General features: G+C 67.5%; 27 protein-coding genes. 14 read left to right on the top strand and 13 right to left on the bottom strand.

Annotated elements, in window-relative coordinates:
• Window positions 1–21: 21 nt before the first annotated feature.
• Window positions 22–393: a hypothetical protein gene (locus AC1EJR_RS06690; RefSeq protein ID WP_092291379.1), complete on the top strand. Its 372-nt coding sequence runs from the start codon at window positions 22–24 to the stop codon at window positions 391–393.
• Window positions 394–426: 33 nt separating this feature from the next.
• Here the strand turns inward: AC1EJR_RS06690 and AC1EJR_RS06685 are convergent, their stop codons facing one another.
• Both AC1EJR_RS06685 and AC1EJR_RS06680 read right to left on the bottom strand, forming a co-directional pair.
• The gene (locus tag AC1EJR_RS06685) at window positions 427–1,020 is read right to left on the bottom strand and encodes a response regulator transcription factor (RefSeq protein ID WP_092291381.1); all 594 of its coding nucleotides are present in this window, start codon (window positions 1,018–1,020) and stop codon (window positions 427–429) included.
• Entirely contained in the window at window positions 1,020–2,348 is a 1,329-nt protein-coding gene (locus AC1EJR_RS06680; protein ID WP_477146912.1) for an ATP-binding protein, read from the bottom strand. The genes AC1EJR_RS06685 and AC1EJR_RS06680 overlap by 1 nt, the downstream gene beginning before the upstream one ends.
• A 276-nt stretch (window positions 2,349–2,624) precedes the next feature.
• Here AC1EJR_RS06680 and AC1EJR_RS06675 point away from each other — a divergent pair, with 276 nt between their 5' ends.
• Complete coding sequence (locus AC1EJR_RS06675) at window positions 2,625–3,122, top strand: copper chaperone PCu(A)C (RefSeq protein WP_477146911.1); 498 nt, start codon at window positions 2,625–2,627, stop codon at window positions 3,120–3,122.
• 8 nt (window positions 3,123–3,130) lie between these two features.
• On the opposite strand, the gene AC1EJR_RS06670 is transcribed toward AC1EJR_RS06675, so the two are convergent.
• From AC1EJR_RS06670 to AC1EJR_RS06655, 4 genes are all read right to left on the bottom strand, one after another.
• Window positions 3,131–4,069 (bottom strand): LysR family transcriptional regulator, encoded by a 939-nt coding sequence (locus tag AC1EJR_RS06670; protein ID WP_477112751.1) that lies wholly within the window; start codon window positions 4,067–4,069, stop codon window positions 3,131–3,133.
• A gap of 62 nt (window positions 4,070–4,131) precedes the next feature.
• Window positions 4,132–4,347: a cysteine-rich CWC family protein gene (locus tag AC1EJR_RS06665; RefSeq protein WP_441591424.1), complete on the bottom strand. Its 216-nt coding sequence runs from the start codon at window positions 4,345–4,347 to the stop codon at window positions 4,132–4,134.
• A complete protein-coding gene (locus AC1EJR_RS06660) occupies window positions 4,344–4,568 on the bottom strand; it encodes a zf-HC2 domain-containing protein (protein ID WP_441591422.1) in 225 nt (74 codons plus the stop codon). Before AC1EJR_RS06660 ends, AC1EJR_RS06665 begins: the two co-directional genes overlap by 4 nt.
• A 36-nt stretch (window positions 4,569–4,604) precedes the next feature.
• Window positions 4,605–5,216 carry a sigma-70 family RNA polymerase sigma factor gene (locus AC1EJR_RS06655; protein WP_477146977.1) on the bottom strand — a complete coding sequence of 204 codons (612 nt, stop codon included), beginning with the start codon at window positions 5,214–5,216 and terminating at the stop codon, window positions 4,605–4,607.
• Between the two features lie 153 nt (window positions 5,217–5,369).
• Between AC1EJR_RS06655 and argB the strand changes: the two genes are divergently transcribed.
• The 6 genes from argB (at window position 5,370) to AC1EJR_RS06625 (ending at window position 11,064) form a co-directional block, all read left to right on the top strand.
• Complete coding sequence (gene argB, locus AC1EJR_RS06650; RefSeq protein WP_477146910.1) at window positions 5,370–6,287, top strand: acetylglutamate kinase; 918 nt, start codon at window positions 5,370–5,372, stop codon at window positions 6,285–6,287.
• Between the two features lie 79 nt (window positions 6,288–6,366).
• A complete protein-coding gene (locus tag AC1EJR_RS06645) occupies window positions 6,367–7,419 on the top strand; it encodes a pyrimidine 5'-nucleotidase (RefSeq protein WP_441644138.1) in 1,053 nt (350 codons plus the stop codon).
• Window positions 7,416–8,075: a nucleoid occlusion factor SlmA gene (gene slmA, locus AC1EJR_RS06640; RefSeq protein ID WP_092291397.1), complete on the top strand. Its 660-nt coding sequence runs from the start codon at window positions 7,416–7,418 to the stop codon at window positions 8,073–8,075. The genes AC1EJR_RS06645 and slmA overlap by 4 nt, the downstream gene beginning before the upstream one ends.
• A 300-nt stretch (window positions 8,076–8,375) precedes the next feature.
• Window positions 8,376–9,554 carry a homoserine O-succinyltransferase MetX gene (gene metX, locus AC1EJR_RS06635; protein WP_092291399.1) on the top strand — a complete coding sequence of 393 codons (1,179 nt, stop codon included), beginning with the start codon at window positions 8,376–8,378 and terminating at the stop codon, window positions 9,552–9,554.
• Window positions 9,551–10,162 (top strand): methionine biosynthesis protein MetW, encoded by a 612-nt coding sequence (gene metW, locus AC1EJR_RS06630; RefSeq protein ID WP_092291401.1) that lies wholly within the window; start codon window positions 9,551–9,553, stop codon window positions 10,160–10,162. Before metX ends, metW begins: the two co-directional genes overlap by 4 nt.
• Window positions 10,163–10,233: 71 nt before the next feature.
• Window positions 10,234–11,064: an acyl-CoA thioesterase gene (locus AC1EJR_RS06625; protein WP_092291403.1), complete on the top strand. Its 831-nt coding sequence runs from the start codon at window positions 10,234–10,236 to the stop codon at window positions 11,062–11,064.
• Window positions 11,065–11,070: 6 nt separating this feature from the next.
• Here the strand turns inward: AC1EJR_RS06625 and AC1EJR_RS06620 are convergent, their stop codons facing one another.
• Window positions 11,071–12,354 (bottom strand): muropeptide transporter, encoded by a 1,284-nt coding sequence (locus AC1EJR_RS06620; protein WP_477146909.1) that lies wholly within the window; start codon window positions 12,352–12,354, stop codon window positions 11,071–11,073.
• Between the two features lie 148 nt (window positions 12,355–12,502).
• Here AC1EJR_RS06620 and AC1EJR_RS06615 point away from each other — a divergent pair, with 148 nt between their 5' ends.
• Window positions 12,503–13,423, top strand: coding sequence for a M48 family metallopeptidase (locus tag AC1EJR_RS06615; protein WP_177219863.1), 921 nt, complete (start codon window positions 12,503–12,505; stop codon window positions 13,421–13,423).
• A gap of 116 nt (window positions 13,424–13,539) precedes the next feature.
• Window positions 13,540–14,013 carry an excinuclease ATPase gene (locus AC1EJR_RS06610; RefSeq protein ID WP_477112750.1) on the top strand — a complete coding sequence of 158 codons (474 nt, stop codon included), beginning with the start codon at window positions 13,540–13,542 and terminating at the stop codon, window positions 14,011–14,013.
• Between the two features lie 75 nt (window positions 14,014–14,088).
• On the opposite strand, the gene argC is transcribed toward AC1EJR_RS06610, so the two are convergent.
• A complete protein-coding gene (gene argC / locus AC1EJR_RS06605; RefSeq protein ID WP_477146908.1) occupies window positions 14,089–15,036 on the bottom strand; it encodes an N-acetyl-gamma-glutamyl-phosphate reductase in 948 nt (315 codons plus the stop codon).
• A 162-nt stretch (window positions 15,037–15,198) separates the two neighbouring features.
• Between argC and AC1EJR_RS06600 the strand changes: the two genes are divergently transcribed.
• Window positions 15,199–15,495 carry a type II toxin-antitoxin system MqsR family toxin gene (locus AC1EJR_RS06600; protein ID WP_092291411.1) on the top strand — a complete coding sequence of 99 codons (297 nt, stop codon included), beginning with the start codon at window positions 15,199–15,201 and terminating at the stop codon, window positions 15,493–15,495.
• A gap of 30 nt (window positions 15,496–15,525) precedes the next feature.
• Complete coding sequence (locus AC1EJR_RS06595) at window positions 15,526–15,927, top strand: type II TA system antitoxin MqsA family protein (RefSeq protein ID WP_092291413.1); 402 nt, start codon at window positions 15,526–15,528, stop codon at window positions 15,925–15,927.
• Window positions 15,928–15,963: 36 nt separating this feature from the next.
• Here AC1EJR_RS06595 and AC1EJR_RS06590 read toward each other — a convergent pair whose 3' ends face one another.
• On the bottom strand, window positions 15,964–16,740 hold the full coding sequence (locus tag AC1EJR_RS06590; protein WP_477112749.1) for an exodeoxyribonuclease III: 777 nt from the start codon (window positions 16,738–16,740) through the stop codon (window positions 15,964–15,966).
• A gap of 31 nt (window positions 16,741–16,771) precedes the next feature.
• Between AC1EJR_RS06590 and pyrE the strand changes: the two genes are divergently transcribed.
• Both pyrE and AC1EJR_RS06580 read left to right on the top strand, forming a co-directional pair.
• Complete coding sequence (gene pyrE, locus AC1EJR_RS06585) at window positions 16,772–17,449, top strand: orotate phosphoribosyltransferase (protein WP_441591415.1); 678 nt, start codon at window positions 16,772–16,774, stop codon at window positions 17,447–17,449.
• A gap of 54 nt (window positions 17,450–17,503) precedes the next feature.
• Window positions 17,504–18,847 (top strand): DUF3734 domain-containing protein, encoded by a 1,344-nt coding sequence (locus AC1EJR_RS06580; protein WP_477146907.1) that lies wholly within the window; start codon window positions 17,504–17,506, stop codon window positions 18,845–18,847.
• Between the two features lie 10 nt (window positions 18,848–18,857).
• Here AC1EJR_RS06580 and AC1EJR_RS06575 read toward each other — a convergent pair whose 3' ends face one another.
• Genes AC1EJR_RS06575 through AC1EJR_RS06560 form a run of 4 tightly spaced genes read right to left on the bottom strand, consistent with a single transcriptional unit; the run spans window position 18,858 to window position 22,372 of the window.
• Window positions 18,858–19,667 carry a polyphosphate kinase 2 family protein gene (locus tag AC1EJR_RS06575; RefSeq protein ID WP_477146906.1) on the bottom strand — a complete coding sequence of 270 codons (810 nt, stop codon included), beginning with the start codon at window positions 19,665–19,667 and terminating at the stop codon, window positions 18,858–18,860.
• 37 nt (window positions 19,668–19,704) lie between these two features.
• Entirely contained in the window at window positions 19,705–20,571 is an 867-nt protein-coding gene (dapF, locus tag AC1EJR_RS06570) for a diaminopimelate epimerase (protein ID WP_092291423.1), read from the bottom strand.
• A 14-nt stretch (window positions 20,572–20,585) separates the two neighbouring features.
• Entirely contained in the window at window positions 20,586–21,479 is an 894-nt protein-coding gene (locus tag AC1EJR_RS06565) for a lipid A biosynthesis lauroyl acyltransferase (protein WP_092291425.1), read from the bottom strand.
• Window positions 21,476–22,372, bottom strand: coding sequence for a lysophospholipid acyltransferase family protein (locus AC1EJR_RS06560; RefSeq protein ID WP_477112748.1), 897 nt, complete (start codon window positions 22,370–22,372; stop codon window positions 21,476–21,478). The genes AC1EJR_RS06565 and AC1EJR_RS06560 overlap by 4 nt, the downstream gene beginning before the upstream one ends.
• Window positions 22,373–22,647: the final 275 nt, after the last annotated feature.

Genomic DNA, 22,647 nt, shown 5'->3' with positions numbered 1-22,647 from the left:
ACACCTGCCGGGAGTCTGCCTATGTCGCGCCAACCTTCGCGCACGCTTTTTTTCAAACGCAACCAGGTGCGCAAGCGCCGCGTTGCCATCGCCACCGCKAGCGTGGTGGCGAGCATCACCGCCGCCACCGTCTTCCTGTGCGTCCGGCCCGCCGTGACCCCGGCCGCCGCCGCCGCGCTGCCGATCCCGGCTTCGGCCTCGGTCCACGCGGACCAGCCCGAGCGGCAGGCCGCGCACGGTGGCCAGGCTGCCGCCACGGCGCTGGCCATCGCCTCGGGCGAGCTGGTCACCCTGGCCGACCGCCACGCCAATGACGCCGTGCGCATGGCCGGCGTGGACCATGAATCGTCCGCCGATGATCTTGGCTGGGACTACGTCCAGCTTCGTCTGTAAGTTATTTCGCGTCGCCCGACGCGCCTAGCGCGACTATCGCGACACCGGCCGCTTGCCGAGCTTGCGCTGCAAGGTGCGCCGATGCATGTTCAGTGCCCGTGCCGTGGCCGAGATATTGCCGCCGTGCTCGGTGAGCACGCGCTGGATATGCTCCCATTCGAGTCGCGCCACCGATAGCGGCGTCGGCTCCTCCAGCGCCGCCTCGGCCGCCTCTTCCGAAATCCCCGCCATCAGTGCCGTCAGGATCGAATCGACATTGGCCGGCTTGGCCAGGTATTCGTCCGCCCCCTGCTTGACCGCCGCCACGGCTGTGGCAATGCTCGCGTAGCCGGTCAGCACGAGGATGCGCGCGTCCGGCAGCGCGGCGCGCAGCGGCGCCACCAGATGCAGGCCCGATTCCGCCTGCGCCGTGCCGCTGGCCTCGGCGGGCGGCCCCAGATGCAGATCCAGCGTGACGTAGGCAAACGGCGTGCGCGCGGCCAGCGCCAGCGCCGCGCTGCCGTGGTGGGCCACCTGCACCGCATAGCCGCGCCGCGTCAGCGCCCGCGCGAGCGTGCCCGAGAAGACCTCGTCGTCATCGATCACCAGGAAGGGCGTTGCGTCGGTGGGCGCGGAGGCGTCTGTCATCACGGTTGGAAGTCGGAGGAAGTGAGGTTGAGCGGGGTGGCGCCGCCCAGCGGCAGGCGCAGCACGGCCACGGTGCCACCGCCGCGGTGGTCCTGCCAGGACAGGCTGCCGCCAAGCTGGCGCGCGGCGCTTTGCGCGAGGTAGAGGCCGATGCCCTGGCCGCCGTGCGTGCTGGCGACGGGCGCCTCGCCCAGTTGCGCGCGCAGCGCCGGGGGGATGCCGCCGCCGTGGTCGGTGACGGCGAAGCGCAGCGCGTGGCCATCGCCGGTGATATCCAGCCGCAGCGGCGGCGCGTGACGCATCGCATGGCCCATCGCCTGTTGGCTGCGCKCGGCGTTGTCCAGCAGGATGGTCAGGATCTGGCTCACGCGGGCGGCGTCCACGGGGTGCGTGGCCGCCTCCGGTGCGAGCGTGGATTGCAGGCTGGCCTGCGGATGACGCAACTGCCAGCGTTCGACGAACGGCGCGAGCCAGGTGTCGAGCGGCTGCGGCGCCAGCGGTTCGCGGTCCGCGCGCAGGCGGGCCAGGATCGAGCGGCACAGGTCCAGCTGCTGCTCCATCGTGCGGAAATCGGGGAGGTAGTCGGCGAGTGGCGTGTTCGCACGCGCTGCGTCGGAGGCATCCCCACGCAACTCGCCGGCGATCACCGCCAGCGTGGCCAGCGGCGTGCCGATCTCATGCGCGACAGCCGCCGCCTGATCGTTCAGCGCCTCGGCACGCGACTCCCGCAGCAGTTGCTCGCGGGCGAGATTCAACTGGGCATCGCGCTGGCGCAGCACGCCCGACAGCCGCGCCACGAAGAAGGCGATCATCACCGCGCTGGCCACGAAGTTCAGCCACATGCCGGCCAGGTGGTAGTTCACCGCGTTGTCCGGGTTGTGCAGGTGCAGCGGCACGTATTCGAGCAGCAGCAGGGAATAGCACGCCAGCGCATAGAGCGCGAGCGCCGAGACGAAGCGCCACGGCAGGATGGCCGATGCGATGGCCAGCCCGGGCAGGTAGAACGAGACGAACGGATTGGTGGCGCCGCCGGTGTAGAACAGGATGGCCGACAGCGCGGTCAGGTCCACGATCATCTGGGCCATCAGCTCGGCGTCCGACGGCACCGTGTTCTGCTGCCCGTGCCAGTGCAGGCGGACCACCGTCAGCACATTGAAGATGGCCTGCGCGGCGAACAGGTAAAGCAGCGGCTTGTAGGGCAGGTGGATGCCGGCCACCGACTCGCACGACACCAGCAGCAGCGCCTGCCCCGCCAGCAGCGCCCAGCGCAGCCAGCACAGGCGGCGCAGGCTCACCAGGCCGTGGCGCTGGGGCGCCCCGCCCGGCATGGCTGGGGCGGGAGCCGGCGCGACGGAGGCAGCGGGAGTCGGCCGTGCGGTAAGGGGCGGGGAGGGCGGCATGCCGGCAGTGTAGCAATGCCGCCATGCCGCGCGGCGGCGGCGACCCGGCGTGCGACACCTTGCCGCATTCAGGCCGGCCCGCGGMGCTGCCAGACTAGGCGGTTGCCATGMCCGGCAGACTCGGGGGCGCCATGGTCTAATAGCCGCCTTTCGTTGAATTTCGTTGATCCCGTCGATTCCGTCGACTTCGTGGAGATGTTACCGATGCAAGCCCGTTTTCGCGCGCCGCGCGCCGCCTCGATCGTCACCCTGGCCCTGGCCGGCCTGCTGGGCAGCGCACACGCGTTGGCGCAGGTCGACGTGAGCAATGCCTGGGTGCGCGGCACGGTGCCGGCGCAGTCGGCGTCCGGCGCGTTCATGACGCTGCACGCGCATGCGTCCGCAAAGCTGGTGGGCGTGTCGTCGCCCGTGGCTGCTGCCGAGCTGCATGAGATGAAGATGGAGAACAACGTGATGCGCATGCGCCAGGTGCCGTCGCTGGACCTGCCGCAGATGCAGGACGTGGAACTCAAGCCGGGCGGCTATCACATCATGCTGATGGGGCTGAAGTCCCAGCTCAAGGCCGGGGATACCGTGCCGCTGACGCTGAAGATCGAGCAKAACGGCAAGATCGTCGAGCAGCAGGTCAAGGCGCAGGTGCGCGACCTGACCGCCGGCGCGCCGACGGCAGGCGCCGCCGGCCACGGCGATCACAAGCACTAAGACGCGGATCAGCCGCGCAGGCTGATCGCCGCCTCCGCTTCCGATTCCGGCGCTGCCGCCGCCTGCAGCACCCGCTCACGCAGCCAGGTGTGGCCCGGATCGGCCTCGGCCCGCTCGGGCCAGATCATGCTGTAGCTGAAGCCGGGAATCGAGAACGGCGCCTCGAAAATGGTCAGGCGCGGATCTTCCAGCGTCGCCAGCGTACGCCGCGCCGCCGTCAGGACCATATTGGTCCCGGCGATCAGTGCCGGCGCCACGCTCCAGTGCGGTACCGTGCACGCAATCTTGCGGCGACCGCCCAGGCGCGCCACGGTAGCGTCGATCAGCTCCCCGCGCTCGCTCGCCGCGCTTACCAGCACGTGGGAGCGCGCCAGATAGGCCACGTGATCGAGCCGGCCGGTGTCGCGCACCGTGGCCGCATCCACCGCACACGCAAAGTCATCGTCGAACAGCACCGCCGTGCGCACGCCTTCCGGCTGGTAGGTGAAGGCGCCCAAAGCAATGTCGAGTTCGCCGTCGGCCACCTGCGCCGTCATGGTCTCGCGGCTGGCTTGCGTGACCACGAGGTCGATGTTCGGCGCGGCCTTGCGCACCGTGCGCAGCAGCCGGGGCAGCACCACCAGTGCGCCGTAATCGGACATCGCCACGCGGAAGGCGCGGCGCGCCATGGACGGCTGAAAGCCGCCCGGGCCGAGCAGGATACGCACCTGCGCCAGCGCCTCGGCCAGCGGGGCAGTCAGTTCATGCGCGCGGGGCGTCAGCACGAGCCCGCCCTGGCCGCGCACGAGCAGGGGGTCGTCGAGCAGTTGCCGCAGCCGCGCCAGCGAATGGCTGACCGCCGGCTGGCTCAGTTGCAGCCGCAGTGCGGCGCGCGAGATATGGCGCTCGGCAAACAGTGCTTCGAGCACCACGAGCAGATTGAGGTCGATTCCGCGTAGGCTATTCATGTGGCGAATATTAAACCGGATGGGTCCGGTTATGCCATTCGTCGAGCGGAATTTTTAGGGCTTCAAGTGTTTTGCGAGGCGTCCCGCCGGGCCTTCAGGCAATCCGGGCACAGGCAGTGCTGGCCTGCCACGATCTGCCGCGCCGGCAGCAGTGGCTGGCTGGCGCACCAGCATTCGGGCAGTCCGGCCACGTAGCCGCAGACGAAGGCCGCGCCGCAGCGGCTGCACCGCTCCACGGGGCGTAGCTGGCCGGTCTGGATGGTCGATGGATCGGTCATGGCCTCGGGCCGGGTCCGTCGCCACCATCCTGCCCAAGCCGCCGCATCGCCTCGCGCATCATCCGCATCTGCCCGCTGAAGTGGGTACACGTGGCGCAGATGGCCAGATGGCCGCGCAGGCGCAGCCGCTCCCCCCACGTCAGGGGCTGGTCCATGCCCTTCATGGTCAGGTGATGGATTTCCTCGCAGTTCGGCAGCAGGCGGCGGCGGGGTTCGGACATGAGACGAATTCGGCCTATCTATATAGAGGGGTAGGGTCAGCGCGACGGCGCGGCGGGGGCGGCTGTTGTATTCGCACCACGGTTGCCGAACCATTTCACTTCCAGGCATTCGCGCAGCMGCATGCGGGCGCGGTACAGCATCACCCATGCGTTGGTCGCGCTGATCTGCAAGGCCTGACAGATTTCTTCGGTCTCCAGTTCGAGCCATTCCCGCATCATGAAAATCCGCGCGGACTTGGCGGGCAGTCGGTCGACGCAGGTTTGCAGCACTTCGAAGAACTCGCGGCGCTCGAAAGTGCGGTCGGGGTCGCCCCAGTCGGAGGGCGGATGCTGGTAGTGGCCGTTGCGCGTGAACAGCGCGTCGAAGGCGTCCTGCTCCGATTGCGGCTCGCCATCGTCGCCGGTGGCCAGCGCCAGGCGCACCTCGCGCTTGCCGCTGCGCAGGATATCGACGATCTTGTGCTTGAGAATGCCGACCAGCCACGTGCGCAGCGCTGACTGGCCTGCAAAGCGCTCCGGGTGTTCCAGCGCGGCCAAAAGGGTCTCGGAAACGGCGTCTTCGGCGAGCGCTTCGTCGCGCAGCTGCAACCGGGCAAAGCGCAGCAGATAGGGCCGCACGGCCTGCAATTCGGCGGGATCGAGGCTCATTGCGGGGGCGGCATCGGGCGTGCCGGGGATCAGGTTCTTGTCGTCTTCGCGCGTGCCGCGCGGTTTCTTGTAAAATCGGCGCCTGCCCGTCAAAGCCAGTCCGGCGGACGGATTCGCCATGATACCTGCTGATTCCAACGGATGTCCCTTGCCATGAACGCCGACAATCCTGGGCCGGCCACCACCACGGTTGCCGCCATCGCCCCCTCCCTCAAGGCCGAGATCCTCGCCGAGGCGCTCCCCTATATCCGCAAGTTCCACGGCAAGACCATCGTGGTCAAGTACGGCGGCAATGCGATGACGGAGGAGAAGCTCAAGCACGGCTTCGCGCGCGACGTGATCCTGCTGAAGMTGGTGGGCATGAACCCGGTGGTGGTGCACGGCGGCGGGCCGCAGATCGACGAAGCCCTGAAGAAGGTGGGCAAGGTCGGCACGTTCATCCAGGGCATGCGCGTCACCGACGAAGAAACCATGGAAGTGGTGGAGTGGGTGCTCGGCGGCGAGGTGCAGCAGGACATCGTCATGCTGATCAACCAGTACGGCGGCCAGGCTGTGGGCCTGACCGGCAAGGACGGCGGCCTGATCCGCGCCAAGCGCCTGCAGATGCCGGACCGCGAAAAGCCCGGCACCTTCATCGACATCGGCTACGTGGGCGATATCGAGGCGATCAACCCGGCCGTGGTCAAGGCGCTGCAGGATGACGCGTTCATCCCGGTGATCTCCCCGATCGGCTTCTCCGACGACGGCCAGGCGTACAACATCAACGCCGACGTGGTTGCCGGCAAGATGGCCGAGATCCTCAAGGCCGAGAAGCTGGTGATGATGACCAACATCCCGGGCGTGATGGACAAGAAGGGCAACCTGCTGACCGACCTGTCCGCGCGCGAGATCGAGGAACTGTTCGCCGATGGCACGATCTCGGGCGGCATGCTGCCCAAGATCTCGTCCGCGCTGGATGCCGCCAAGAGCGGCGTGCACTCGGTCCACATCATCGACGGCCGTATCGAGCACTCGCTGCTGCTGGAAATCCTGACCGAGCAGGCGTTCGGCACGATGATCCGCTCGCACTGAGCCGGATTTGCGGGCGCAGGGGCGGATTGACGCCGCCGCGCCCGCACCCCTCCCACCAGTCATCCCCCTGCAGCCCGGCGTGTTCCTCAGACAACCTCACCAGCGCCGCGGCGTGGCGCACGCGCGCCCGTCGGAGGCATCGACTCCCGCCGCACGGCAACGCCCCCGGCATCCTCGGGTGCGCCGGCCGGCGGGCGACCAGTCGGGCGACATCGTCTGGCTGTTCGATCTCGACAACACGCTGCACGACGCCTCCCACGCGATCTTCCCGGCCATCAACCGGCGCATGACCGCCTATGTGGCGCGCGTGCTCGGGTCCGACGAGGCCACCGCCAGCCGCGTGCGGGTGGAGTACTGGCAGCGCTACGGCGCCACCCTGCTCGGCATGATCCGCCACCATGGCGTGGATGCGGCCGATTTCCTGCACGAAGCCCACGACTTCCCGGCCCTGGCCGAGATGGTGCGCGTGCGGCGCGGGCTGGCCGCCGCGCTGCGCCGGCTGCCCGGGCGCAAAATCCTGGTCACCAACGCGCCGCGCGACTACGCCCGGGCGGTCATGGCGATTGCCGGCATCGAACGCTGCTTCGAGCGCGTGGTGGCCATCGAGGATATGTGGGTGCACGGCCATCTGCGGCCCAAGCCTGACCGCCGCATGCTGCGCCGGCTGCTGGCGCGCACCGGCGTGGCGCCCCATCGCGCGGTGCTGGTGGAAGACACGCTGTCGCATCTGAAACACTACGCGGGCACGGGGATCCGCACCGCCTGGGTGACGGGCTACCTGCGCACGCTGGCGCCGTCGCGGCCCCAGCCGGTGCCGGCGGCCGCGCCAGTCCCGGTCGATGCCGCCGTGCCGGGCGCGGTGGCCGATGCTGCCACGCGCACCGCGCTGGCCGCCGAGGACCGCCAGCACGTGGGCCACGGCGCCCAGGAAAGATCGGTCACGATGATGGCCGCCGAAGCGCAGCTTCCGCCACCTGGCGTGGATGGCGCACAATACGGCACGGCGCCGCAGCAGTTGCCCGACCATGCCCCGCGCGTACGGGCGCGCGTGGTGAATCGGCCCGGCTATGTGGACATAAAAGTACAATCGATGCATCAACTCCTACGACGAATACGGAGAACCGGGTCATGACGCAAACCATTGAAAGCCAGCCGGAGGCGCCGCCGCTGATGGCCGCCACCGCCATCCAGACCGCCGAAGGGCCCGCGCGCAAGCGCCCGCGTCCTGGCGAGCGGCGCATCCAGATCCTCCAGACCCTGGCCGGCATGCTCGAGCATCCGCGCGGGGAAAAGATCACCACGGCGGCGCTGGCCGCCAGGCTGTCAGTCTCGGAAGCCGCGCTCTATCGCCATTTCGCCAGCAAGGCGCAGATGTTCGAGGGCCTGATCGGCTTTATCGAGCAGACCGTGTTCGGGCTGATCAACCAGATCACCACGCAGGAGGAGCATGGCCTGCGCCAGGTGCAGGCCATCGTGCGGATGCTGCTGTCGTTTGCCGAGAAGAACCCCGGCATGACGCGCGTGCTGACCGGCGAGGCGCTGGTGGGCGAGCACGAACGGCTGCAGGAACGCATCAACCAGATGGTGGACCGGATCGAGGCGTCGCTGCGCCAGTGCCTGAAGGTGGCCGTCACGCAGGCCGCCTTCCCGGCCGACGCCGACATCCCGGTGCGCGTGGCGCTGATCACGGCGGCTGTGCAGGGCCAGTGGCACCGCTACGTGAAGAGCGGCTTCCGCAAGGCGCCGGGCGAGAACATCGACGCCCAGTTGCGGATCCTGCTGGGCTGAACGAGCGGGAGGACCGGGGGCGCGTCACACGCGGCCAGCAGCGCACCCGGGAACTGCACTATAATGGCCGCGTCGCGCCGATTTGATGACTGGCTTGCGGGCGCGCGGCAGCCAACGGGAATCTCAGGATGACCGCCGGCTGCCACTATAAATGCGGCTAAAGAGGTTGGGTCGGTGCCTCGCGGGAGCAATCCACGATATGGCGCCGACGCGCGGGACACCGCGACATGCCCGACTTGGCTGCGACACACGCAACTGCCAGTCGGGTTTTTTTATGCCCGCTCGCCGCGGGCCCCCTCCATGACAGATGTTGCTATTCCTGCCGCCGTACCGGAGGCCGACCTCGCCGCCGGCTCCGTCGGCGTTGTCACGCCCCGGCGCATGCACTTCGCCGAGCCGCTCCCGCTGCGCAACGGCAGCCAGCTGGCCGGCTATGACCTGATGGTGGAAACCTACGGCACGCTCAACGCGGCGGCATCGAATGCCGTGCTGGTGTGCCACGCGCTCAACGCCTCGCACCACGTGGCCGGCATCGCGGCGGACAATCCGCGCGACATCGGCTGGTGGGACAACATGGTCGGCCCCGGCAAGCCGCTCGATACCGACCGCTTCTTCGTCATCGGCGTGAACAACCTTGGTTCCTGCTTCGGCTCGACCGGGCCGATGAGCACCAACCCGGCCACCGGCCAGCCCTATGGCGCGCTGTTCCCGGTGGTGACGGTGGAGGACTGGGTCAACGCCCAGGCGCGCGTGGCCGACGCGTTCGGCATCACGCAGTTCGCCGCGGTGATGGGCGGCAGCCTCGGCGGCATGCAGGCGCTGGCCTGGAGCCTGATGTACCCGGACCGGCTGCGCCACTGCATCGTGGTGGCGTCCACGCCCAAGCTGTCGGCGCAGAACATCGCCTTCAACGAGGTGGCGCGCAGCGCCATCCTGTCGGACCCGGACTTCCACGGCGGCAACTACTACGCGCACAACGTCAAGCCGAAGCGCGGCCTGCGCGTGGCGCGCATGATCGGCCATATCACTTACCTGTCCGACGAGGACATGGCCGAGAAATTCGGCCGCTCGCTGAAGTCCGAGGACATCCGCTTCTCGTTCGACGTCGAGTTCCAGGTGGAAAGCTACCTGCGTTACCAGGGCGACAAGTTCGCGGAGTACTTCGACGCCAACACCTACCTGCTGATCACCCGCGCGCTCGATTACTTCGACCCGGCGCTGGCCTACGGCGGCGACCTGAAGCGCGCGATCTCCCACACCCAGGCCAGCTTCCTGGTAGCGAGCTTCACGACCGACTGGCGCTTCGCGCCGAACCGCAGCCGGGAGCTGGTCAAGGCGCTGCTCGACAACAAGCGGCCGGTTTCGTACGCCGAGATCGACGCCCCGCACGGCCACGACGCCTTCCTGCTCGACGATCCGCGCTACCACAACCTGATGCGCGCCTACTACGAACGCATTGCCGAGGAGATCGGCGCATGAACGCCTCCGCCAACCCCAATATCCTCGCGCTGCGGCCCGACTTCCGCGCGATTGCGCGCTGGATCGAGCCCAACTCCACGGTGCTGGACGCCGGCTGCGGCGATGGCAGCCTGCTGCGCGTGCTCCAGGACGAACTGGACGTGCAGGCGTATGGCATCGAAATCCGCGACGAAGGCGTGCTGGCCTGCGCCCAGAAGGGCGTGCACGTGATTCAGCAGGACCTGGAGGGCGGGCTGGCGCTGTTCGAGGACCGGAGCTTCGACACGGTGATCCTGTCCCAGACGCTCCAGACCATCCACAACACGGCCCAGGTGCTGCGCGACACTCTGCGGGTKGGACGCGAGTGCATCGTCTCGTTCCCGAACTTCGGCTACTGGCCGCACCGGCTGTCGGTGTTCCGGGGCCGCATGCCGGTGTCGGAAGCGCTGCCGTACCAGTGGTACAACACGCCGAACGTGCGTGTGCTGACCATCAGCGACTTCGAGGGGCTGGCGCCCAAGGTGGGCCTGCGCGTGCTGGACCGCGTGGTGATGCACGAGGGCGTGACCGTGAACTGGGGCGAGAACTGGCGCGGCAGCCTGGCGGTGTACCGGGTTTGCGCGGTGTGAACCCGGCTTGACGCGGGGGCCGGGTGGGCATACCGTACGACGATTACCGAACGATCGTACTATTTTCTGCCATGACCCAAGCGCCCCACACCGACTCGCAACATCCGTTCGACCTCGCCCTGGCGCTGGAGCCAGCCGGCGAGCACCGCTTCCTGGGTCATACCAGCCAGGCCTACTGGAACATGATTGGCCCGTTCGGCGGGATGACGGCGGCCACGCTCCTCCAGGCGGCGTTGAGCCATCCCGAGCGGCTGGGCGATCCGATTGCGCTGACGGTGAACTTCGCCGGGCCGATTGCCGAGGGGCCGTTCGAGATCGAGGCGCGTCCGTCGCGGACCAACCGGTCCACCCAGCACTGGCATCTGGAATTGCGCCAGAACGGCGAGGTGACGACCACCGGCAGCGCGGTCTTCGCCGTGCGGCGCGAGACCTGGGGCAGCGGCGAAGCCGTCATGCCCGATGTGCCGCCCGCTGACACCCTGCCCGGCATGGGCGGTTTCGCGCCGGTGCGCTGGATCGGCAGCTACGACATGCGCGCGGTGCGCGGCGCCAAGCCCTCAACCGCCGTCGGCACCGAGCATCCGGACAGCCTGACCCAGTTCTGGCTGCGTGACGAACCGGCCCGCACGCCCGACTACGCCGCCGTGGCGGCCTGGTGCGACGCCTTCTATCCGCGCATTTTCCTCAAGCGCGCCGGCTTTGTGCCGGCCGGTACGGTGTCGATCACGACCTATTTCCATGCCGATGCGGCCACGCTGGCCGCGCTGGGCGACAGCCACGTGCTCGGCAGCGCGCGGGCGCAGGTGTTCCGCCAGGGCTTCTTCGACCAGAGCGCGCAGATCTGGAGCGCCAGCGGCGTGCTGCTGGCCTCGTCGCACCAGATCGTCTACTACAAGGAATAAGGCCGATCAGGCCGGACGAGGGACGCCCGGCTCCTTGGCCGGCTCGCGCGCCTGGGCTTCGTAGCGGTGGACCGTGCCGCGCATCGCCCAGAGCAGGGCCACGCCGGGCACGGCCGCCACCACGGTGCCGAGGTAGAAGGGCGCCCAGCCCCAGGCTTCGACCATATAGCCCGAGGTGGGCCCCACGTAGACCCGGCCGATCGACGCCAGCGCGGACAGCAGCGCGTACTGCGTGGCCGAGAACGAGCGGTTGCAGAGCGTCATCAGCAGCGCCACGAAGGCCGCCGTGCCCATGCCGCCGCAGATGTTCTCGATGGCGATGGTCGCACCCATGCTCCAGATATGGGGCGGCGTGACCGAGAGCACCCAGTAGCCGAGGTTCGACACCGCCTGCAGGATGCCGAACAGCATCAGCGACCGGTACAGCCCGAGCCGCACCATCAGCGACCCACCGAACAGCGCGCCGATGATCGTGGCCGCGAGGCCCAGCGTCTTGTTGACGATGCCCACCTCGCCCGGATCGAAGCCCAGGCCCCGGATCAGGAACGTGGTGGACAGGCTGCCGGMGAAGGCATCGCCCAGCTTGTAGAGCACGATCAGCAGCAGCAGCCACCACGCGCCCTGGCGCCCGAAAAAGTCGCGCAGCGGGCCGACCACGGCCTCCTCCAGCGTGCGCGGCTGGCGCGCMGGCACGTCCGGTTCGGGCGCCCAGAGCAGCGTCAGCAGCCCTACCGACATCAGCGCCGCCATCAGCAGGTACATGCTGGACCAGCCCAGCACGCGGTCCGCCAGGTACAGCGCCAGCCCGCCCGAGACCAGCATCGCCAGCCGGTAGCCGAGCACCTTGACCGCCGCGCCGGCGCCGCGCTCGGCCGGGCGCAGCACGTCGGTGCTGTAGGCATCGAACACAATGTCCTGCGACGCCGACAGGAACGCCACCAGCGTGGCCAGCGCCGCCAGCGCCCAGAGCGCCTCGCGCGGCGGGCAGAACGCCATGGCGGCGATGCTGGCCACCAGCCCGAGCTGCGTCACCAGCAGCCAGCCGCGCCGCCGGCCCAGCAGGGGCGGCGTGTAGCGGTCCATCAGCGGCGCCCACAGGAACTTGAAGATGTACGCCTGCCCGACCAGCGAGAAGAAGCCGATGGTCTTGATGTCGAGCCCCTCCACGGTCATCCAGGCCTGGAGCGTGCCCGAGGTCAGCGCGAGCGGCAGCCCGGACGCGAAGCCCAGCGTCAGCATGGCGCCGATGCGGCGATTGCGGAAAATGTCGAGGTAGTCTTGGAACGTCATGGATGTATTATTGCATCACCGTTTGCGTCCCCACTCATCGATTCGACGCCGTTTGTCGACCCTTATCGCGCCGAGCCCTGCCGTGACCCTGATCGCGTCGAACGAATCGCCGTTGCCACCGTGCCGCACGCCCCGGCGCCCGGGATGGCTGACCTGGCTGGCTTGGTCCTGCGCCGCGTGCGCAACCGTGCCGGCCATCGCGCAGGAAGTGGCCCTGGTAGCCGCGCCCGACGACGGCGTGCGCGTGGAGCGCCGCTACTCGCGCGTGCGCACGATCGTGCCGATGGAAGTCATCGACCAGCAGGCTGCCCGCGAGTACGAACAGATCAAGCAGGAAGCCATCGCCAAGCACACGCTGGCCGGCGACGACAACCCGCAGGTGAAGCGCCTGCGCGAGATCGGCATCCGGCTGCTGCCCGAGACCGTGCTGTGGAACCCACGCGCCGGCCGCTGGGCGTGGGAGATCAACCTGATCGAGTCGAAGCTGGTCAACGCGTTCTGCATGCCCGGCGGCAAGATGGCGGTCTATTCCGGCCTGCTCGACCAGCTCAAGCTCACCGACGACGAAGTGGCCATGGTGATGGGCCACGAGATCGCCCACGCGTTGGAGGAACACGCCCGGCAGCGCGCGGCGCAGTCCGAGATCTCKAATCTTGGCGCCAACGTGGTGTCCCAGCTGACCGGCTTCGGCAATCTCGGCAATTTCGATATCGGCAACAATGCCCGGCTCGTGTCGCTGCGGTTTTCGCGGCTCGAGGAAACCGAGGCGGACCTGATTGGCATGGACATCGCCGCCCGCGCCGGCTACGACCCGCGCGCCGCCGTCACGCTGTGGCGCAAGATGGGCACGGTGCTGGAGATGGGCGACGAGTTCAAGTCCACGCACCCGTCCGGCCGCAGCCGTATCGCGGTGCTTGAGGCGCACATGGCCGAGGTGATGCCGCTCTACGCCCGCGCCATGAACATGCCGATGGAGAAGCTGCCCGCCCACACGCCCAATATGGCTAACCTGGGCGGTGCCCCGGTCGATGCCGGCGACGACGACAGCCAGCGTCCACTAAAAAAGTAAAGACGGCCGTCGACTCAGGTTATCGGCGATTCCTGTAGGATGGAAAAGTGGCGTCAACGCCCCTGCAACAGGCTTTGGCGCGCTGAGATTCTCAACCTTGATCAGGGAGAAAGACCATGAGGACTGGATTGCGCTGCGGCCTGGTAGCGGCCGCGCTGATGGCTGCGGGCGCGTCGGGCGTGGCCAGCGCCGCCGACACGCTGCTGACGATGCCGATCGACCAGGCACTGGCTAGCCAGGCCGCCAAGGAACGCATCGACCCGAACACGAAGCTGCTGTTCGGCTTCAACCGGCTTGAGGGCGCCACGGATCCCACCTTGTACAAGACGGTGAAGCGCGTGCGCCGGCCGGTGAACAAGGTGCAGGAGGGCCCGGTGCTGACGGATGCCCAGCTGTGCGAAACGGTGTTCGTGCAGGCTGTGCAGGACCTCCAGCAGCGCGCGGCCCAGGGCGGCAGCAATGCGGTGATGGAGATCCGCAGCAACTGGAAGGACGACGAGACCTCCAGCGATACCACCTACGTCTGCGCCAAGGGCGCGGCGTATATCGGCGTGGCGCTGAAGGCAACGCTGGTCAAGACCGGCAGCTAGGCCAGCCGGATCCCAGGAAAGCGAAAAGCCGGCGCGAAGCCGGCTTTTCTTATTGTGCGACGGGTTGGTGACGCGTCAGGCGGTCAGCCCGGTCGCCTCGTCGGCGCCCACATGCACGTTCATGCATTGCACGGCCGCGCCGGCGGCGCCCTTGCCGAGGTTGTCCAGGCGTGCGACCAGATTCAGGCGCTCGCCATTGCCGAACACGAACAGGTCCACGCGATTGGTGTCGTTGCTGGCCTGGACGTCGAAGAAGCCGCCGTCGAGGTTGGCATCGCTATTGAACGGATGCACGCGCACGAACTGCTCGCCCTCGTAATGCTTGCGGTAGATGTCGAGGATGGCCTCGGCATCGGCCTTGCGCGACAGCAGCGCCGGGAACACCGGCACCGTCACGGCCAGACCCTTCAGGAAGTTGCCGACGATCGGGTTGAAGATCGGCGCCTGGGCCAGGCCGGCCTGCACGCGCATCTCGGGCAGGTGCTTGTGCTCGAGGCTCAGCGCGTAGGGGCGCGGGCTATCGAGACGCGGATTCCCGCCCGCCTCGAACTCGGCAATCATCTTCTTGCCGCCGCCGCTGTAGCCGGTCAGCGAGAACGCCGACACCGGGTAGTCGGCCGGCATCAGGCCCGCTTCCACGAKCGGACGCACGGCCAGCACGAAGGCGCTGGCGTGGCAGCCCGGCACCGCGATGCGCTTGCTGGCGCGCACCTTCTCGCGCTGGCCACGGGTCAGCTCGGGCAGGCCATAGGCCCACGAGTCGGTGGTGCGGAACGCCGTGCTGGCGTCGATCACGCAGGTATTGGGATTGGTCACCAGCGACACGGCCTCACGCGAGGCCACGTCCGGCAGGCACAGGAACGAGACATCCGAGGCATTCAGGAAGCGTGCTCGCTCTTGCGGGTCCTTGCGCTTGTCATCGGCAATGCGCAGCAGCTCCACATCGGAGCGACCCGAGAGGTAGTCCAGCAGCCGGAGACCGGTGGTGCCTTCCTGACCATCGACGAACACTTTGAAAACCATGGCTGACTCACTCTGAAAATGCGAAAAGTCGCCTGCCCAACGGGGCAGCGAACCTGCATTGTAGCGAGGTTAGGGGTTGGGCGCAGGGTTTACGCGGGAGAGGCGGTTGCGGTCCGACACATTCCGGGGCTTGCAGGTAATAACCAAGTAGGTTAATTTTGCATGGAGAAATCGTCAGCGCATTACAAGCTCTCTGTGGTGAGGGCGTTGGTGACGGAGGGGAGGTTGCGGTTCACCACCTCAGCTTCCCGGAGCTATCGGGCAATGGGGTTGAGTCGGAGGGAGGTGATTGACATCCTGGCGCGGCTTGAGCGAAGCGACTTGTATAAGAGCATGACAACGCACGCGGATCATCGAGTCTGGCAGGACGTCTACCACCCCGTCACCCCCTATGGGTCGCTCTACCTGAAGCTCAGCGTGATCGAGCAACTGGTGATTGTGTCATTCAAGGTGCTGTAAAGAGCACCACCTCGAAAAAGGAGTCGGGATATGAGATGCCCGGAATGCGGAGGATCCGAACTGGTCAGGGAGCGGCAGGACATGCCCTACGACTATCGCGGCGAAACCATGGTGATCGAAGGCGTGCTGGCGGACTGGTGTCCCGCCTGCGGTGAAGGGGTTCTTGATCTCGATGAAGATGAGCGGATCGGCCAGTTGATGGTTGCCTTCAACAAGCAGGTCAACGCCGCTATCGTCGATCCGGCGTTCATCGTGTCGGTGCGCCGCAAGCTGGAACTCGACCAGCGGGAGGCTGGCGAGATCTTCGGCGGCGGGGTCAATGCGTTCTCGCGCTACGAGACCGGCCGGACCAAGCCGCCGCTGGCGCTGGTAAAGCTGCTCAAGTTGCTGGATCGCCACCCGAACCTGCTGGAAGAAATCCGCGCCAACTGAGCGCGCCGGCCCCGGCATCCCGCCCGGGCGCCCCGCCTACAGCGGAAAATCGTAGTCGATCGACAGCGGGGCGTGGTCGCTGAACTTCTCGTCCTTGTAGATGGCGCAGGCGCGGGCCGTGGCGGCGATCTTGTCGGTGGTCAGGTGGTAGTCGATGCGCCAGCCGACGTTCTTCGCGTAGGCCTGGCCGCGGTTGCTCCACCAGGTGTACTGGTCCGGGCGTTGGTCGAGCTGGCGGAAGACGTCCACATAGCCGTGGTTATCGAACAGTTCACCAATCCAGGCGCGCTCCTCGGGCAGGAAACCGGAGTTCTTGAGATTGCCCTTCCAGTTCTTGATGTCGATTTCCTTGTGGGCGATGTTGACGTCACCGCACAAGACGATCTCGCGCCCGCTGGCCTTCAGTTGCAGCAGGTGGGGCAGGAACGCCTCCATGAAGCGGAACTTGGCCTGCTGGCGTTCTTCGCCGCTGGAGCCGGACGGCACGTAGACGGAGATCACCGCAAGGTGCGGATACTGCACTTCCACGTAGCGACCCTCGGCGTCGAACTCGGGCACACCGAAGCCGGTGACCACCCGCTCGGGCTTGTGGCGCGTGTACAGGCCCACGCCGCTGTAACCTTTCTTCTCGGCATAGTGGAAAAAGCCGTGGTAGCCATGTGGCGCCAGGAACGCCTCGGTCATGTCGGCTTCCTGGGCTTTCAGTTCCTGCACGCAGATCATGTCCGCGTCCTGCTTGCCCATCCACTCGAAAAAGCCCTTCTTGGCCGCGGAGCGGATGCCGTTGAGGTTGGCGCTGATAATCCGTAACATCTCGGGAAATTTTGAAATTCAGAGAGAAAAGATGACGCAGCAGACCACGCCGGACGACCTCAGCCAGACCTTTATCCGCTTCGCGCTCGATGCGGGCGTGCTGTCCTTTGGCGAGTTCGTGACCAAGGCGGGCCGCAAGTCGCCTTACTTCTTCAACGCCGGCCTGTTCAACCAGGGCGCGATGCTGGGTCAGGTGGCGCAATTCTATGCGAAAACCCTGCTCAACTCGGGCCTCGAGTTCGACGTGCTGTTCGGGCCGGCCTACAAGGGCATCACGCTGGCCTCGGCCACGGCCGTGGCGCTGGCCGGCATGGGCCGGGACGTGGGGTTTGCCTACAACCGCAAGGAAGCCAAGGACCATGGCGAAGGCGGCACGCTGGTCGGCGCCAAGCTGCAGGGCAAGGTAGTGATCATCGATGACGTGATCTCGGCCGGCACCTCCGTGCGGGAGTCGATGCAGCTGATTCGCGCCGCCGGCGCCGAGCCGGCCGCCGTGCTGATCGCGCTGGACCGCATGGAGAAAAGCGGCACCGCCGACAAGATCGGCACGCATTCGGCCGTGCAGGACGTGCAGCGCGAATACGGCGTGCCCGTGATCTCGATCGCCAGCCTCAAGGACCTGCTGGCCTACCTCGACGCGTCGAACGACCCCGCGCTCGGGAACTCCCGGGCGGCCGTGGCGGCCTATCGTCAGACGTACGGCGTCTGACGCGCCGGAGCGGGCGCCATGGGGCGCCCAGGCTCAACTTCGAGGGAGCATGGCGTGGCGGGCAAGCGGCAACAGCAGGTAAAACAGGCGACCAAGCAGGCAATCGGGCGCGAACTGGGCGAACAGGGCGCGCCACCGCAGGATTCCGCATCGACGGCCACGCCGGCCCGGGMGAAGCGCACCAGGGCGCCCAAGCGCGCCGCAGTGAGCGACCACTGCGCCCCTGATGCGCTGCCGGGCGACGGCCCCGCCCACGAAGCCTATGCGATCCGCGCGCTGGTGCTGCAAGGCGGCGGCGCGCTCGGTGCCTACCAGGCCGGTGTCTACCAGGGCCTGGCCGAAGGCGGCATTCATCCGAACTGGATCGCGGGTATCTCGATCGGCGCGCTCAACGCGGCGGTCATCGCCGGCAATCCGCCTGAAACCCGCGTGACGCAGTTGCGCGCGTTCTGGGAATACATCTGCGCCCAGCCGTGGCTGCCCGGCCTGCCGCTGGAGCTGCTGACGGAGACCGCGCCCACGTGGCCGGAGCCGATGCGGATCTGGTTCGACAGCCTCAACGCCGCCCGCGCGATGATCGAAGGCCAGCGCGGCTTCTTCTCGCCACGCGCTATCGCCGATCTCTGGGGCCGCGGTGAAGACCCGGGCCGCGCCAGCTATTACGACACTGGGCCGCTGAAGGCCACGCTGGAGCGTTTTGCCGATTTCGACCGCATCAACCATCCGAAGGAGATGCGCGTCTCGGTGGGTGCCGTGAACGTGCGCACGGGTAATTTCGCGTATTTCGACAACACGCGCCAGCGGCTGCGCGCCGAGCACTTCATGGCGTCCGGCGCGCTGCCGCCCGGGTTCCCGGCCGTGGAGATCGATGGCGAGTATTACTGGGACGGCGGCCTGGTCTCGAACACGCCGCTACAGGAGGTGCTGACCGCCCAGCCGCGCCGGGACGCCCTGATCTTCCAAGTGGACCTCTGGAGCGCGCGCGGCAAGCTGCCGCACAATCTGCTCGACGTGGCCGAGCGCCAGAAGGACATCCAGTATTCCAGCCGCACGCGTGCCATCACGGACGTGATGCGCGAGCAGCAGAACTATCGCCGCATGCTGAGCGAACTGATGGCACTGGTGCCGGCTTCCAAGCGCGACGACCCCTGGTACAAGCGCGCCGCCGACCATGCCTGCGACGCGCGCCGTAACGTGATCCAGCTGATCTACCGCGACAAGTCGTTCGAGGGCAGCGCCAAGGACTACCAGTTCGGCCTGCTGACGATGCACGAGCACTGGGCGAGCGGGCTCGACGATATCCGCGACACGCTCAAGCACCCCAAATGGCTGGCGATGCCCGGCCCCGAGCGGCCGTTCGTCACCCACGATGTGCATCGCGGCAACGGCAGCGACTGACCCCCGGCGCCTACTCCACCTTTAGCTTCGCCAGTTCCGGCTTCGGCGGCGGGTATGCCGGCTTGAGCTGCCGGAACACGGCCGCCACAATCTCGCCCACCATCAGGTTGCGGTGGGTCTTCGAGTCGGCCGGCACGACATACCAGGGGCAACTCGGCGTGGCCGTGGCCGCGATGGCAGCTTCGTAGGCTTCCTGATATTCCTTCCAGAACTTGCGCTCGGCCAGGTCCTGCGGGTCKAACTTCCAGTGCTTCTGGGGATCGGCGATGCGCGCCTCGAGCCGCGCCTTCTGCTCGTCCTTCGAAATATGGAGGAAGCACTTCACGATGGTCGTGCCGGTATCGGTCAGCAGGGATTCGAACGCGCGGATCTGCTTGTAGCGGCGCTCGCACTCGGCCTCATCGATCCAGCCATGCACGCGCGTGATCAGCACGTCCTCGTAGTGGCTGCGATTGAACAGCGCGATCTCGCCGGCGCGGGGCACCTGCGCGTGCACGCGCCACAGGTAGTCGCGCGCCAGTTCCTCGGCGGTAGGGGCCTTGAAGCTCACCACGCGGATGCCAAGCGGATCGAAGCTGCGGAAGACCGAGCGCACGGTGCCGTCCTTGCCGCTGGTATCCATGCCCTGCAGGATGACCAGCACCTTGCGGCGGTGCTCGGCGTAGAAGATGTCCTGGAGCGCGTCGAGTTCGCCCGAGAGGGCCTCCAGCCGCGCGAGGTCGGCGGCCTTGTCGCCCTGCGACAGCGGTTTGCTGTGCGGGTCGAAATCGGCCAGATTGAATTTTTTACTACTGGTGATGCGGAAATCGTCCAGCGTCATGGGGTCTCCGGTGGCGTGGCCTGCGGAGCCCCCATAGTCACGCGTTCAGTGCGGCGAGGTCAATAGTGCCTTCGAACACGGTGGTCGCCGGGCCGGTCATCTGCACGGGCTGGCCCGCGCCGTTCCAGGCGATGGTCAGGTCGCCGCCATGGGTGTGGACCTTGACCGGCGAGTCCAGCAGACCGCGCCGGATGCCGGCCACCACGGCCGCGCAGGCGCCCGTGCCGCAGGCCAGCGTCTCGCCGGCGCCGCGCTCGAACACGCGCAGCCGCACGGTGCTGCGGTCCACGATCTGCATGAAGCCGGCGTTCACCCGCTTCGGAAACGTCTGATGGTGTTCGATCACCGGGCCGTCCTGGAGCACCGGGAACTGCTCGGTATCGTCCACGACCTGCACCGCGTGCGGATTGCCCATCGACACCGGCGTGATCCACGCCGTGCGGCCGTTCACTTCGAGGCCATAGAGCGTGTCGTCGCCCTCGCGGCGTGTCGGCAGGCCCTCGGCGAGGAACGGCACGCGCGCCGGCGTCAGCTCGGGCGCGCCCATGTCCACCGTGACCTGGCCGTCGTCCTGCAGGGTCAGCGTGATCACGCCGTTCATCACCTCCACGCGCACCGAGCGCTTGTCGGTCATGCCCTTGTCCGTGACAAAGCGCACGAAACAGCGCGCGCCGTTGCCGCAATGCTCCACCTCGCCGCCATCGGCATTGAAGATCCGGTAGCGGAAGTCCACGTCCGGGCGCGTCGATTTCTCGACGATCAGGATCTGGTCCGCGCCCACGCCAAAGTGCCGGCTGGCGAGCGCGCGCCACTGGGCCTCGGTCAGGTCGAGCGTCTGGTGGATGCCGTCCAGCACGACGAAGTCGTTGCCGGCGCCGTGCATCTTGGTGAACTGGAGTTTCATGGCTCGGATTGTAGCTAGTAAATCTCTGGCTCGCCGGGTGGCCGATGCTTGAAGCGCTTGTGCACCCAGTAGTACTCGGTCACGCGCGGGCGGATGGCGTCCTCGAAGAAGGCGTTCATGCGCCGCGTGTCGTCGGTCACGCTGTCGCCGGGGTAGTCGTCCCAGGCGGGCAGGATGTGCAGCACATAGCCCTTGTAGTCGGGCAGCATCTCGGTATAGATCGGCACGACCTTGGCGCCGGTCAGCCGCGCCAGCCGCGACACGGAGGTCAGCGTGAGCGCCTCCACGCCGAAAAACGGCACGAATTCCGAGTCGCGCTCGCCGAAGTCCATGTCGGCGATCAGTTGCAGCGCCTCGCCCTTCTTCAGGCAGCGCAGGATGTTCCGCGCGCTGTCGTTGCGCGAGATCATGTTGGCGCCGAAGCGGCCACGCGCGTGCTTCAGGAAATCGTCGAACAGCGCGTTCTTCTGCTTTGTATACAGCGAAGCCCCGGAGCGGCCCACGTGGTCGCGCAGGTGGATGGTCAGCCGGATCGCGCCCGCCTCCACGCCCGAGAGGTGCATGGTCACGAGGATATGGGGCTTGCCGTCCAGCGCCACAAGGTTGGCCTGGTCGTCGATCTGCACCCAGCGGCGCATCTGCGCCTCGCTGCCGGTCCAGAAGATGCCGCGCTCGGCAAAGCTGCGGAAGATGTGGCGGAAGGTCTCGCGCGACATCTCGTCGATCTCGGCCTCGGATTTTTCCGGGAAACAGAGCCGCAGGTTGGCGCGCACCACCTCGCGGCGGCCGTTCGGAATCCGGTAAAGCAGGCCGCCCAGCCCTTCGCCGAAGCGCGCGACGAACGGATACGGCAACTTGCCCAGCACGGTCAGCAGGCCGATGCCGAGCCAGGTAAAGATTCGGCTCATTGGATGATGTCTTGGGGGGCCGCCTGCGGCTGGCTGGTCAGGTCGGGGGGCGGCGGGGCGCCGGTGGGCTGCTTGTAGCGGTTGTAGCCCCAGAGGTACTGGGTGGGCACCATCGCAATCGACTCCTCGACCGCGCGGTTGATCTGGGCGGCGGCGGCCTCCACCTCGGCGGCCAGCACGCCGCCACAGCCCACCAGGCGCATATGGCCGACATAGCCGGCGCCCTTGGGCAGGCGCTCGGCGAACATCATCACCACCGGCGCGTTGGTCAGGCGGTGCAGGCGGTGCACCAGCGTCATCGAATAGGCCGGCTTGCCGAAGAACGGCGCCCAGGTGCCGTCTCCGGCACTCGGCACCTGATCGGGCAGGATGCCGACGGCCTCGCCGCGCTTGAGCGCCTTGACCAGCATCCGCACACCGCGCGGCGTGGCAGGCGCCATCGAGATGCCCGGCCGGCTTCGCATCCGTTCGACGAAGTCGCGCAGCCACTGCTGGTGCGGCGGCTTGAACAGCACGGTTACGGGCCGATGCAGCGCATGCGACTGCGGCAGCACTTCGAAACAGCCCAGGTGCGGGGTCAGGATGATGATGCCGTTGGCCTGCATCTGGAGCCGGTTCAGCGTGGGCCAGAGCGAGTCGTCGAAGTTGTAGAGCGCGGCGTCCAGCGTCTTGCGGCTCCAGAAGTACGGCATTTCCAGGATCAGGCGGCCCGTGGCGCGCGCGGCCTCGGCCAGCATGGCGTCGGTGACGTCCGGGTAGGCGTGGCGGAAGTTCTCGGTCAGGCGCTGGCCATAGCGGCCCGGTAGCCGCGCCGCGAGCAGGCCCAGCGCGCCGCCGATGGCGTGCAGCACGCGCAGGGGCAGGAGAGAGATGAGCCAGAAGATAAAGGTCATGGGGCCAAACGTGGAAATACGGGCAAAAAAGGCTTGTCGACGGGGAATCGCGCGCGAGGCAGGCACGGTATCGTACCGGCTACACGTCCTGCTGCCTCCGTGCGCGCGGTGCACTGTGCGGCGCGCCGCGCCGGAGTACTGCAGCGCACGCGGCAGGCGCGTATAATAGCCTGTATCGCCGAGTTAACTGACAACTTGCGGGGCGATGCCGCTCTCTCCAGAGCGGTCTGAAAATACCGCTAAAGCGTCGCCGCATCGTTTCCCGAGGGTGGCAC

It is taken from the genome of Cupriavidus sp. 05T42, from assembly GCF_056396345.1.
This window is presented reverse-complemented; position numbering and strand designations above follow the sequence as displayed.